Origin of the sequence: Streptomyces sp. NPDC127197 (genome assembly GCF_042672405.1) — a bacterium.
Classification (GTDB): domain Bacteria; phylum Actinomycetota; class Actinomycetes; order Streptomycetales; family Streptomycetaceae; genus Streptomyces; species Streptomyces flavusporus.
Genome location: NZ_JBHXVG010000001.1, coordinates 386,652 through 398,254, shown reverse-complemented (window position 1 = coordinate 398,254; position 11,603 = coordinate 386,652). Strand labels below are relative to the sequence as shown.

The window sequence follows — 11,603 nt, the reverse complement described above, 5'->3', positions numbered from 1 at the left end:
CAGCTGTCAGTTGTGGCCGAAGCGCTTGTGCCGCCCCTTGCGGGCCATGTCGCCGGGCGTCACCTCCGCGGCACGCTCCTCTGCATCCGGCTCCAGCGAGGACTGTCGGCCCTCGTGCTGGCCGCGCTCGGATCGGGGCTGCTTTCGGTCACGGTTCTTGTTCTTGGCCATGGTGATGCCTCCTGTGGGGGATCTAGGGGCCAGGGCCGGGACCAGATTCACATAGGCTGACAACAAACGCATTTCGGATAATTACCGTATGTAACAGGCGTTGTCGTCGAGCGAATCCCGGAAACGCCACGCCGAAGATCGAGTTCGGGCCGTTAACCCACGCGTGGTCGGGCAGACTCGAAGCAAGCCCGAAGCAAACCTCCCGGGAAGAGGGTGAGTCGTGTGGACCGCTGCATCGTCCTGGTGGACGCCGGGTATCTGCTGGGGGCCGCCGCGAGTCTCCTTGCCGGAGAACCCTCGCGGTCCCGCATCACCGTCGACCACACCGCCCTCATCCACGGTCTGCGCGAACGCGCCGAGTCCGACACGGAACGGCCGCTGCTGCGCATCTACTGGTTCGACGGCGCCCCCGACCGCGTCCCCCAGCCCGAGCACCGCAGGCTGCGCGTGATGCCCCGGGTCACGGTCCGGCTCGGCGCGCTGACCCGCAGTGACGGCCGCTGGAACCAGAAGGGCGTGGACGCCGCCATGCACGCCGAGCTCACCGAGCTGGCCCGCAACCGCGCCTGTTCCGACGTCGTTCTGGTCACCGGCGACGGCGATCTGCTGCCGGGCATGATGGCGGCCAAGGAGCACGGGGTCGCCGTACACCTGTGGGCCGTGCAGGCCGCCGACGGTGACTACAACCAGTCCGAAGACCTGGTCGCCGAGGCCGACGAGCGGCGGGTGCTCGACCGGGCGTGGATCACCAAGGCCGTACGGGCCAAGGACCTGGGTGGGGTGTGCGCACCGCCACCCGCGCCGCGGCCCGAGATCGCCGCGATCCTCTCCGCTCCGCTGCCCGACGCCTCGCTCGCCCCGGCCGCCGAGAGGACCGCCCAGGAGGCGCCGCACCCCGCGCCGGCCGCGGCCCAGAATGGCGGCGAGGAGCGGGTGCCGGCACCCAAGGGTGTACCGACGCCGAAGGACCTGGCCGCGCTGCGGGCTCCTGGCACCCAGGCCGCCCAGCATCCCGCCACCGCGACCCTGCGCTGGTCCTCCGACAAGGGGTGGGTGGACCGGTCCGGCGCGGCCGCCGAGCCGCCCGAGGTCGCGACGATGCCGACGCTCGCGCAGCTCACCACCGCGGAGCAGCGGTGGGCCGACCGCGAGGAGGACATCACGACGGTCGGCGGGGACCCCTACGAGGTGGGGCAGGTGTTCGCCCGGCGGTGGATGTCCCGGCTCGGTGACCAGGGGCATCTGCAGAAGCTGTCCGGGATGTATCCGCGGATCCCGCATCGGATCGACGGGGAGCTGCTGCGGTACGCCGCCCGGTTCGGGCTGCTGGCGCACAAGGACGACCAGATCGACGAGCACGACCGGTATGCGATCCGGGCGGGCTTCTGGCGCGAGGTGGATGTGCGCACGGCCGCGGAGCACGCCCCTGCGGGGGAGTAGCGGCCTTCGAGCGGGGATCTGGTCGGCGCGGCTGGTTCCGGTCTGGCCGGAATGACGGATTCCGGACGTTCTGGGGCAAGAGGCCGCCCCGGACGCGGGCACAGGGCGCGGACCCCGTAGTCTCGTCCCTTGTGAGTACGCGTGCGGCACAGGCCTTCCGGGACAGTGGCGAGGTCGTGTGCGCGGTACGCGGACTGACCAAGACCTACCCCGCGGTCCGCGCGCGGCGCGGGGCACCGGGGACGCCCGAGGTGCGGGCCACCGACGACGTACGGCTGGAAGTGCGGCGGGGTGAGATCTTCGGGCTGCTCGGGCCGAACGGGGCCGGCAAGTCCACCCTCGTGCGACAGCTCACCGGGCTGATGCGGCCCGACCGCGGCAGTGTCGAGATCCTCGGGCACGACATCGTGCGCCATCCGGAGCGGGCCTCGCGCCTTCTCGCCTACCTCGGGCAGGAGTCCACCGCCCTCGACGAACTCACGGTGTCCCTTGCCGCCGAGACCACCGGGCGGCTGCGCGGCCTGGACGTGCGGCGGGCCCGGGCCGAGCGGGACGCCGTACTCGACGAACTGGGGCTGACCGAGATCGCCGGGCGGCCGCTGAAGAAGCTGTCCGGCGGGCAGCGGCGGCTGGCCTGTGTCGCGGCGGCGCTGGTGGGGGAGCGGCCGCTGCTCGTCCTCGACGAGCCGACCGCCGCCATGGACCCGGTGGCACGCCGGGCGGTGTGGTCCGCCGTCGACCGGCGGCGCGCCGAACGCGGGACGACCGTGGTGCTGGTCACCCACAACGTCATCGAGGCCGAGACCGTGCTCGACCGGGTCGCCGTCCTGGACAGGGGACGCGTGATCGCCTGCGACTCGCCCTCCGGGCTGAAGGAGCGGGTCGCCGGCGAGGTGCGGGTCGAGCTGGTGTGGCGGGAGCGGGCGCCGCTCGACGTGCCCGAGGTGGCCGCGCTGCGGGACCGGGCCGTGGAGTCCGGGCGCCGCTGGACGCTGCGGCTGGCCCCCGAAGAGGCCCGCGCGGTCGTGTCCACGGTCACCGGCGGGGCCGCCTTCGCCGCCCTCGACGACTTCACCCTGGCCACGCCGAGCCTGGAGGACGTGTACATGGCGCTGGGCGGCGCCGCCGAGCAGGGACTGGTGAAGGCGTGAGCGAGCAGGCCGTGAGCGCGTCGGTCTTGAATGGAGGGGCCGTCGTATCCGTACGGAACAGGGCGACCGCCGAAGTGAACCCCAGAAAGGGGAGCAGCGCGACGTGAGTGCCGTACCCACAGAGGTTCTGCCGGGCAGCGCCCGTGCCCTGGACGGTCCGGTCGTGGGCCCGGCCGAACTCGCGCCGCCCGCCCGGCTGTGGCCGTCCCTCGCGGCCGTGTACCGGGCACAGCTGTCCCGGGCCCGGGTGGCCCGGATTCCGCTGCTGTTCGTGGCGACCTTCCAGTCCGTCGGCATCATGATCATGATGCGCGGGGTCGTGGACGGCGGGGGCGAGGCCCAGGCGGTGGTGGCCGGCTCGTCGGTCGTGGTCGTCGCCTTCGTCGCGCTGAACCTCCTCGCGCAGTACTTCGGACAGCTCCGCGCCACCGGCGGGCTCGACCACTACGCCACCCTGCCGGTGCCGCCCGCGGCGGTGGTGCTGGGGGCGGCAGGGGCGTACGCGTCCTTCACCGTGCCGGGAACGCTGGTGACAGCCGTCTTCGGGTGCGTGCTGTTCGGGCTGCCGCTGACCAACCTGTGGATCCTGCTCGCGGTGATCCCGCTCGCCGGCGCGGCGCTCTCCGGACTCGGCGCGGCCTTCGGGCTGCTGGCGCCGCGGCCGGAGCTGGCCACGCTGCTGGGGCAGCTGGGGATGTCGGCGGCGCTGCTCCTCGGCGTGCTGCCGCCGGAGCGGATGCCGGAGATCGTGCGGTTCGCGCGGGATCTGCTGCCGTCGACGTACGGGGTGGAGGCGTACGCGCGGACCTTCTCGGCCAGCCCCGAGTGGGCCATGGTCGCTGGTGACCTCGCCGTCTGTGCGGGGGTCGGGGTGATCTCGCTGGCCGCCGCCACCTGGGCGTACCGCCGGGCTGCCGTCCGGTGACGCGCCGCCCCGGCGGGCCTGGCACGATGTCAGGGTGACAGCTCCGTTGACACCGCCTCCGCCGCCGCATGAACAGTCCTCGCACAGTGCGTGGCCGCCTGCCCCCGGCGGGTCCGGACACGTGGTCGGCGCGCCTGATCACGTCGCTCACGGAACCAAGGATCAGGACGGTCCCGGGATGAAGACCGAAGTGCGGGAGGCCGCCGTGATCACGGTGGCGGTGGCGCTCGGTGGGGCGCTGTTCGGGGTGCTGTGGTGCTGGCTGGCGCCGCGGGTGCCGCTGGTCGGTGAGGTGGTGGACGACACGTGGGTCGTGTACCTCAAGGACACCGAGGGGGAGCAGTCGATCGGGGTCGACGGAACGTTCACTCTGCTGGCGTTGGCGTTCGGGTTCGTCAGTGCGGTCGTGGTGTTCGTGCTGCGGCGGCGTGGGGGCGTGCCGGTGGTGGTGGCGCTGGGGGTCGGGGGGTTGCTCGGGTCTTTGCTCGCCTGGCGGGTGGGGGTGTGGCTCGGGCCTGCGCAGGATGTGTTGGCGCAGGCCAAGGGTGTGGGTAAGGGGGTGACGTTCTCGGCGCCGTTGAGGTTGGGGGCGAAGGGGGCGTTGCTGGCGTGGTCCCTGGCCGGGTTGCTGGTGCATTTGGGGTTGACGGCGTTGTTCGGGCCTCGGGATCCGGAGCCGGTGGGGTATGGGTCGGCGGAGTATGAGCGCCCGTAGGTTTTGAGGGGCCCGGCGTCGGTGCCGGGGGCGGGGGCGTCGCGCAGCCCGGCGCTAATGGGGTGCCGCCCGCGCCCACCCGTGCCTCCCCCAGGCCCTTAAGGCACTGGGGGAGGCACGAATGCCCGCTGTTTGACGTCGGGGTCCCGCAGCTACGCCGGGCGGTGGCCGTGGTTTGAGCGGCGTTTTTTGGTGCGCCACTTGCGCTTGCGTGTTTTCTTCGACATGCCCTTTCTGATTAGCCGAGGAAGGGCATGTCGTCGAGAGGTTACGCGCGGCCGATCCGGGCCAGGGTGGCGTTGGTGAGGTCGGCCAGGTCGTGGGGGGAGAGTTCGGCTTCCAGGCCGCGGCGGCCGGCCGAGATGCAGATCGTGGGGTGGGTGGTGGCCGAGGAGTCCAGGACCGTGGGGAGTTTCTTGCGCTGGCCCAGGGGGGAGATGCCGCCCCGGACGTAGCCCGTCGTGCGTTCCGCGAGGGTCGGGTCGGCCATCGTGGCCCGTTTGCCGCCCACCGCCGAGGCCAGGGCCTTCAGGTCCAGGGAGCCGGCCACCGGGACCACGGCCACGGTCAGGGTGCCGTCGACGTCCGCGACCAGCGTCTTGAAGACCCGGTCCGGTGAGACGCCCATCGCCTCGGCCGCCTCCTCGCCGTAGGACGGGTGGGCGGGGTCGTGGTCGTAGGAGTGGATCGTGTGGTCCACGCCCGCGGCCGTCAGCGCCACCGTCGCGGGCGTGCCGCCGGACTGCTGCTGTTTCTTCGCTGCTTTCTTCGCCATCCGGGGTGTTTCCCTGTTCAGTTCAGACTCGTCGGGCCGCGCGTCAGGTCCGACGCGGGCAGTGACGGCAGGGTACGGATGACGGCCGTCTCGGAGCGAAGGAGTTTCAGCTCGTCGCGCAGGCGGGACGCGGTGTCCGGCGCCTGCAGGAGCCGCTGCTTGGTCGGGATGTCGTGCATCATCGCCGCCGCCACCAGGTACGACACCACGGACGGTTCGTCCGGCAGGTCCCCGCCGGTGGTCAGCGACCGCTCCCGCGCTCCCGCCAGCCGCTTCTGGTACTGGCGGAACGCGCGCAGCACGCCCTCGGCCAGCGCCCCCGCCTCGTCGCCCGGCTCCTCCGGCAGCTCCTCCAGCTCGGCCGTCAGATACGGCCCCGACGCGTCCACCGACCGCAGCCGCACCCGGGTCGTCCCGGTCGCCAGCACCTCGAACGTGCCGTCGGGACGCTCCCGGATCGTCGCGGCGTCGGCCACGCAGCCCACGCCGTGGAAGGCCTTGGCCGGGTCGCTGCCGAAGCCGGCCGCGGGTCCCCGCTCGGGCAGGGCCGTCGGGTCGGGCATGCCGGGCGCGCTCGGTGCCACCTCATGGCCGTCGCGGATCGCCACGACGGCGAAGCGGCGCGGTTCGTCCTCGGGGGTCTTCAGGAGCGCGCGCATCATGGCGCGATAGCGCTCCTCGAAGATGTTCAGGGGGAGCACGAGCCCCGGGAACAGCACAGAGTTCAGGGGAAAGAGCGGCAGCCGGACGGTGGTCACGACGCAAGAGCCTAATGGTCGCCGGAGGGCGCGCGTCCGTCGCGCACGTTCCGCGGCCCGGTGAACCTGCTCAGTTGCGCCGCAGCAGCCGGGTCGCCCCCGCTGCCACCGTCGTCGCGAGGATCCAGCCCAGCAGGATCAGTGCGGCCGCCAGCCACTGCCAGCCGCCGTGCAGCTGCCAGTAGCCCACCTGGCCCAGCTCGATGACCGGAAGCAGCAGGTCGAGGGCGAAGAGGGCCGGGTTCCAGGGCGGGTCCCCGGCATTGGCACCGGTCCGGGGTCGCCCGGCGTACCAGAAGGCGAGCGAGCCCGCCGCCCACAGCACCGCCATCCATACCGCGGCCCGCCCCGGCCGGTATCCGTAGGCCACCGTCAGGTCCTGTGCGTACCCCCAGAGCTTGGCGGCCGGCGGCAGGGTCTCGCGGCGGCGGCGCTGTTTGGCGAGCAGCACCTCGCGGGCGTCCTCGTCCTCACCGCCGTTGCGCAGTACGGCGGCCAGGCGCTCGTACGGCTCCGGGTGGTACTCGGCGGTGGCGGCGGCCACCCAGTCGAGGCGCTCGGACAGCGGGAACGGGCCCTGCGGCACCAGGTTCTCGTACGCGAAACCGGGCATGTGCAGATTGCCCGGGCCCGGCCAGCTGCCCGCCCGGTCGACGAGGTTGACGATCCGCGCCCCGGACAGCACGACCTTGCCGCGCTGCGGCTGCTCCCCGAGGAAACGCAGCTCGGGCACCTGGACGCGGCGCAGCGACAGCTCCTGCTCGTCGGTGAAGGTGAAGCGGGCGCGTTCGAGGTCGACCGCGTCGCCGAACCGGCCGTCGTCCAGCCGCACTCCGCCCTGGCACTCGAACCGCTGGATCCGGGTCCCGCGCGCGGGCGTCGTGCCGCTCAGCTGGATGCTGCCGACGGCCGCCGGGCTGAGGTACAGGGTGCGCTCGACGGTCAGCTGGGGCGCGTTCAGGGCGAGGCGGCTGTACGGGTTGCGCAGCCGGGCCCCGCGCAGGCTGAGCGAGACGCCGACCTGCGCGCCGCGCAGACTCAGCTCGCCGTACGACTCCAGCATCTCGGCCTGCAGGTCCTGGCCGACGGTCATCCCGTCCGCGACGATCGAGCGGCCGGTGCGGTCCCGGTGGACGACGGCCTGGTTGAGCAGCAGGTCGGTGCCGATCTGCGCGTCGGTCAGCCGGACCCCGCCCAGGAAGCGGCAGCGCGGAAGGTGCAGATCGCCCTCGGTGTGCACCCGGGCCGCCTCCAGCCGCGGCACCGAGCAGTTCACCAGCCGTACGGTCTTGAACCGAGCCTCCGGAAGCAGGACCTCCTGCTCGAAGCGGCAGTCCCGCAGCTCGACGTAGGGCGTCACCGAGCCGCCCGCGAGGTCCAGGCTGCCGCTGATCTGCACGCCGGTCAGCTTCAGCGAGGAGACGCGGCCGGCGAGGGCGGGCGGCCCGTCGAGGAGCAGCCAGCACACGATGCGGGCCCGCACGGTCCGCTCGGGGCCCCACGGATGCCCGCCGTGCGGATCGTCGACGACGGTGTCCCCGCTGCTCAGGTCGTACGCGCTGCCGTTGCGGAAGGCCTGCCACATGCCGGCCTCGGTGGCGGTCAGATCGTCCGGCAGATCCCCGTTCCGGATGCCGGCCCCCTCGCTCACGGTGCTTCTTCCTCCGGTTACTCATGGGTTTCGTACAATCGTTCATGCCCGCTGAGTGACGCTCCGAACGCAAAACGTGAAGGGGATCTTCCGTGTGGTGTATCAGCCATTGATACGCGCGAACGGCGTCCCATCCGGGTCTGCGAGAATTGAGCACGTGATCTCCCGAATCGATCTGCGCGGCGACGCCCTCCCGGAGGGTCCCGCCCTGCGCGACCTGCTGCCCCGAGCCGACTTCGACGTCTCGGCCGCCCTGGAGAAGGTGCGTCCGATCTGCGAGGCCGTGCATCATCGGGGCGACGCGGCGCTGATCGACTTCGCCGAGAAGTTCGACGGCGTGAAGCTCGACCAGGTGCGGGTGCCGGCCGCGGCGCTGACCCGTGCCCTGGAGGAACTCGACCCGGCGGTGCGCGCGGCCCTGGAGGAGTCCGTCCGCCGCGCCCGCCTCGTCCACCGCGAGCAGCGCCGCACGTCCCACACCACGCAGGTCGTTCCCGGCGGCTCGGTGACCGAGAAGTGGGTGCCGGTGGACCGCGTGGGGCTGTACGCCCCCGGCGGCCGGTCCGTCTACCCGTCCTCCGTGATCATGAACGTCGTGCCCGCGCAGGAGGCCGGCGTCGAGTCGATCGCGCTCGCCTCGCCCGCCCAGGCCGAGTTCAACGGCCTGCCGCACCCGACGATCCTCGCCGCGTGCGCGCTGCTGGGCGTCGACGAGGTGTACGCCGCCGGCGGTGCCACGGCCGTCGCGATGTTCGCGTACGGAACCGAGTCCTGCCCGCCCGCCAACATGGTGACCGGCCCCGGCAACATCTGGGTCGCCGCCGCCAAGCGCTACTTCACCGGCAAGATCGGCATCGACGCCGAGGCCGGCCCGACCGAGATCGCGATCCTCGCGGACGAGACGGCCGATCCGGTGCACGTCGCCGCCGACCTGATCAGCCAGGCCGAGCACGACCCGCTCGCCGCCGCCGTCCTCGTCACCGACTCCGTCGAACTGGCGGAGGCGGTGGAGAAGGAGCTGGAGCCGCAGGTCGCGGCCACCAGGCACATCGAGGACCGGATCCGCCCGGCGCTCGGCGGCAAGCAGTCCGCGGTCGTGCTGGTGGACGGGATCGAGGAGGGGCTGCGCGTCGTCGACGCGTACGGCGCCGAGCACCTGGAGATCCAGACCCGCCAGGCCTCCGAAGTCGCCGACCGGGTCCGCAACGCGGGTGCGATCTTCATCGGCCCCTGGGCGCCCGTATCGCTCGGCGACTACGCGGCCGGCTCCAACCACGTCCTGCCCACCGGCGGCTGTGCCTGCCACTCCTCGGGCCTGTCCGTGCAGTCCTTCCTGCGCGGCATCCACATCGTCGACTACACGCGGGACGCACTGGCCGAGGTCGCGCACCACGTGGTGACGCTGGCGGAGGCGGAGGACCTGCCGGCGCACGGCGCGGCAATCAAGGCGAGGTTCGGTTGGAAGGTACCCGAAGGCAAGTGACAGGCATCGACGATCTCCCCGTACGGGACGAGCTGCGCGGCAAGTCCCCCTACGGCGCGCCCCAGTTGGACGTCCCCGTACGGCTCAACACCAACGAGAACCCCTACCCGCTGCCCGAGCCGCTGGTCGAACGGATCGCCGAGCGGGTGCGCGAGGCGGCCCGGAACCTCAACCGCTACCCGGACCGGGACGCGGTCGAGCTGCGCACGAAGCTCGCCGAGTACCTGACGAACACGTCCGGCTACAAGGTCGGCCTGGCCAACGTCTGGGCCGCCAACGGCTCCAACGAGGTCATCCAGCAGCTGCTGCAGACCTTCGGCGGACCGGGCCGCACGGCGATCGGCTTCGAGCCGTCGTACTCGATGCACGGCCTGATCGCGCGCGGCACGGGCACCGGCTGGATCTCCGGCCCCCGGAACGACGACTTCACGATCGACCTCGCGGCGGCCGAGAAGGCCATCGCCGAGAACCAGCCCGACGTCGTCTTCGTCACCACCCCCAACAACCCCACGGGCAACGCGGTTCCGCCCGAGACGGTCCTCGCGCTGTACGAGGCCGCGCAGGCGGCGAAGCCGTCGATGGTGGTGGTCGACGAGGCGTACATCGAGTTCAGCCACGGCGCCTCGCTGCTGCCGCTGCTTCAGGGCCGCCCGCACCTCGTCATCTCGCGGACCATGTCGAAGGCGTTCGGAGCGGCCGGCCTGCGCCTCGGCTATCTCGCTGCGCACCCGGCCGTCGTGGACGCGGTGCAGCTCGTACGGCTGCCGTACCACCTGTCGGCCGTCACCCAGGCGACCGCGCTGGCCGCACTGGAGCACACCGACACCCTGCTCGGCTATGTCGAGCAGCTGAAGGCCGAGCGGGACCGGCTGGTCGCAGAACTGCGCGCGATCGGCTACGAGGTGACGGAGTCCGACGCCAACTTCGTGCAGTTCGGGCGGTTCCCGGATGCCCAGGAGGCCTGGCGGAAGATCCTCGACCGGGGCGTCCTGGTCCGGGACAACGGCGTACCGGGGTGGCTGCGGGTCACCGCCGGAACCCCCGAAGAGAACGACGCGTTCCTCGACGCGGTCCGTGAACTACTGAGCTTGGTGGGGGACACCACCCCCACACCCCCGAAGGAGCAGAGCGCATGAGCCGCGTAGGACGCGTGGAGCGGGTGACGAAGGAGACCTCGGTCCTGGTCGAGATCGACCTCGACGGGTCCGGGAAGGTCGATGTGTCGACAGGTGTCGGCTTCTACGACCACATGCTCGACCAGCTCGGCCGGCACGGTCTGTTCGACCTGACCGTGAAGACCGAGGGCGACCTGCACATCGACTCGCACCACACCATCGAGGACACCGCCCTCGCGCTGGGCGCCGCCTTCAAGCAGGCGCTCGGTGACAAGGTGGGGATCTACCGCTTCGGCAACTGCACAGTCCCGCTGGACGAGTCCCTCGCCCAGGTCACCGTCGACCTCTCCGGCCGCCCGTACCTCGTGCACACCGAGCCCGAGAACATGGCGCCGATGATCGGCGAGTACGACACCACGATGACCCGGCACATCCTGGAGTCCTTCGTCGCGCAGGCGCAGATCGCGCTGCACGTGCACGTGCCGTACGGGCGCAACGCACACCACATCGTGGAGTGCCAGTTCAAGGCGCTGGCGCGGGCGCTGCGGTACGCCAGCGAGCGTGACCCGCGCGCGGCCGGCATCCTGCCCTCCACGAAGGGCGCGCTGTGAACGGCACCTCGACCGTCCTGATCGTCGTCGGCCTCTTCCTCGTCGGCGGCATCGTCTCCTTCGTGAAGCAGCAGATGCCGAAGGGCCTGATCGTGCTGCTTTCCATCGGCGCCGCGATGTGTCTGGTCGCGGGCGTCCTGCGGCTGGAGGTGTGGAATTGAGCACCAAGAACGTCAAGAACGTCGTTGTGTTCGACTACGGCTTCGGCAATGTGAGGTCCGCCGAACGCGCCCTCGCGCGCGTGGGAGCCGATGTCGAGATAACCCGCGACTTCGACAGGGCCATGAACGCGGACGGCCTCCTGGTGCCCGGCGTCGGTGCCTTCGCCGCCTGCATGACGGGCCTGAAGGAGGCGCGCGGCGACTGGATCGTCGACCGGCGGCTGGCCGGCGGGCGCCCCGTGATGGGCATCTGCGTCGGTATGCAGATCCTCTTCGCGCGCGGCATCGAGCACGGCGTGGAGACCGAGGGCCTCGACGAGTGGCCCGGCGCGGTCGAGCCGCTCCAGGCCGACATCGTGCCGCACATGGGCTGGAACACCGTCGAGGCGCCGGCCGACTCCGAGCTGTTCGCCGGCCTGGACGCGGACGCGCGCTTCTACTTCGTGCACTCCTACGCCGTCCACGACTGGACCCTGGAGACGCACAACCCGACGCTGACCGCCCCCAAGGTGACCTGGTCGACGCACGGCAAGCCCTTCGTGGCCGCCGTCGAGAACGGCGCCTTGTGGGCCACGCAGTTCCACCCCGAGAAGTCCGGCGACGCCGGAGCGCAGCTGCTCACCAACTGGATCGGAACCCTGTAGAGA

Annotated in this window: 13 protein-coding genes; 9 read left to right on the top strand and 4 right to left on the bottom strand. The window is 71.7% G+C overall.

From position 1 onward, the window contains the following. Positions 1–6: 6 nt before the first annotated feature. On the bottom strand, positions 7–171 hold the full coding sequence (locus ACFVJQ_RS01930; protein WP_385509350.1) for a hypothetical protein: 165 nt from the start codon (positions 169–171) through the stop codon (positions 7–9). Positions 172–393: 222 nt separating this feature from the next. Between ACFVJQ_RS01930 and ACFVJQ_RS01925 the strand changes: the two genes are divergently transcribed. The 4 genes from ACFVJQ_RS01925 (at position 394) to ACFVJQ_RS01910 (ending at position 4,402) form a co-directional block, all read left to right on the top strand. Further along, positions 394–1,611 carry an NYN domain-containing protein gene (locus ACFVJQ_RS01925; RefSeq protein WP_385509349.1) on the top strand — a complete coding sequence of 406 codons (1,218 nt, stop codon included), beginning with the start codon at positions 394–396 and terminating at the stop codon, positions 1,609–1,611. 176 nt (positions 1,612–1,787) lie between these two features. Beyond that, positions 1,788–2,762 carry an ABC transporter ATP-binding protein gene (locus ACFVJQ_RS01920; RefSeq protein ID WP_385509454.1) on the top strand — a complete coding sequence of 325 codons (975 nt, stop codon included), beginning with the start codon at positions 1,788–1,790 and terminating at the stop codon, positions 2,760–2,762. Between the two features lie 103 nt (positions 2,763–2,865). Further along, positions 2,866–3,687, top strand: coding sequence for an ABC transporter permease (locus ACFVJQ_RS01915; RefSeq protein ID WP_385509348.1), 822 nt, complete (start codon positions 2,866–2,868; stop codon positions 3,685–3,687). Between the two features lie 34 nt (positions 3,688–3,721). Continuing rightward, complete coding sequence (locus ACFVJQ_RS01910) at positions 3,722–4,402, top strand: AAA family ATPase (protein WP_385780213.1); 681 nt, start codon at positions 3,722–3,724, stop codon at positions 4,400–4,402. 268 nt (positions 4,403–4,670) lie between these two features. On the opposite strand, the gene ybaK is transcribed toward ACFVJQ_RS01910, so the two are convergent. From ybaK to ACFVJQ_RS01895, 3 genes are all read right to left on the bottom strand, one after another. After that, positions 4,671–5,177 carry a Cys-tRNA(Pro) deacylase gene (gene ybaK, locus ACFVJQ_RS01905; protein WP_385509346.1) on the bottom strand — a complete coding sequence of 169 codons (507 nt, stop codon included), beginning with the start codon at positions 5,175–5,177 and terminating at the stop codon, positions 4,671–4,673. Between the two features lie 17 nt (positions 5,178–5,194). Beyond that, a complete protein-coding gene (locus tag ACFVJQ_RS01900; protein WP_385509345.1) occupies positions 5,195–5,935 on the bottom strand; it encodes an LON peptidase substrate-binding domain-containing protein in 741 nt (246 codons plus the stop codon). Positions 5,936–6,005: 70 nt separating this feature from the next. Next, the gene (locus tag ACFVJQ_RS01895) at positions 6,006–7,586 is read right to left on the bottom strand and encodes an oxidoreductase (protein ID WP_385509344.1); all 1,581 of its coding nucleotides are present in this window, start codon (positions 7,584–7,586) and stop codon (positions 6,006–6,008) included. Positions 7,587–7,743: 157 nt separating this feature from the next. Here ACFVJQ_RS01895 and hisD point away from each other — a divergent pair, with 157 nt between their 5' ends. From hisD to hisH, 5 genes are read left to right on the top strand one after another with little or no spacing between them, the layout of a single operon-like run. After that, on the top strand, positions 7,744–9,069 hold the full coding sequence (gene hisD / locus ACFVJQ_RS01890) for a histidinol dehydrogenase (protein ID WP_385509342.1): 1,326 nt from the start codon (positions 7,744–7,746) through the stop codon (positions 9,067–9,069). Further along, the gene (locus ACFVJQ_RS01885) at positions 9,066–10,205 is read left to right on the top strand and encodes a histidinol-phosphate transaminase (RefSeq protein WP_385509340.1); all 1,140 of its coding nucleotides are present in this window, start codon (positions 9,066–9,068) and stop codon (positions 10,203–10,205) included. Before hisD ends, ACFVJQ_RS01885 begins: the two co-directional genes overlap by 4 nt. Continuing rightward, on the top strand, positions 10,202–10,795 hold the full coding sequence (gene hisB, locus ACFVJQ_RS01880) for an imidazoleglycerol-phosphate dehydratase HisB (RefSeq protein WP_030932889.1): 594 nt from the start codon (positions 10,202–10,204) through the stop codon (positions 10,793–10,795). Before ACFVJQ_RS01885 ends, hisB begins: the two co-directional genes overlap by 4 nt. Next, on the top strand, positions 10,792–10,956 hold the full coding sequence (locus tag ACFVJQ_RS01875; RefSeq protein WP_165396167.1) for a hypothetical protein: 165 nt from the start codon (positions 10,792–10,794) through the stop codon (positions 10,954–10,956). The genes hisB and ACFVJQ_RS01875 overlap by 4 nt, the downstream gene beginning before the upstream one ends. After that, a complete protein-coding gene (gene hisH, locus ACFVJQ_RS01870; protein ID WP_385509339.1) occupies positions 10,947–11,600 on the top strand; it encodes an imidazole glycerol phosphate synthase subunit HisH in 654 nt (217 codons plus the stop codon). The genes ACFVJQ_RS01875 and hisH overlap by 10 nt, the downstream gene beginning before the upstream one ends. Positions 11,601–11,603: the final 3 nt, after the last annotated feature.

Coding starts and splice junctions, on each gene's coding strand:
- ACFVJQ_RS01930 (WP_385509350.1), bottom strand. CDS start 171: ATGGCCAAGAACAAGAACCGTGACCGAAAGCAGCCCCGATCCGAGCGC.
- ybaK (WP_385509346.1), bottom strand. CDS start 5,177: ATGGCGAAGAAAGCAGCGAAGAAACAGCAGCAGTCCGGCGGCACGCCC.
- hisB (WP_030932889.1), top strand. CDS start 10,202: ATGAGCCGCGTAGGACGCGTGGAGCGGGTGACGAAGGAGACCTCGGTC.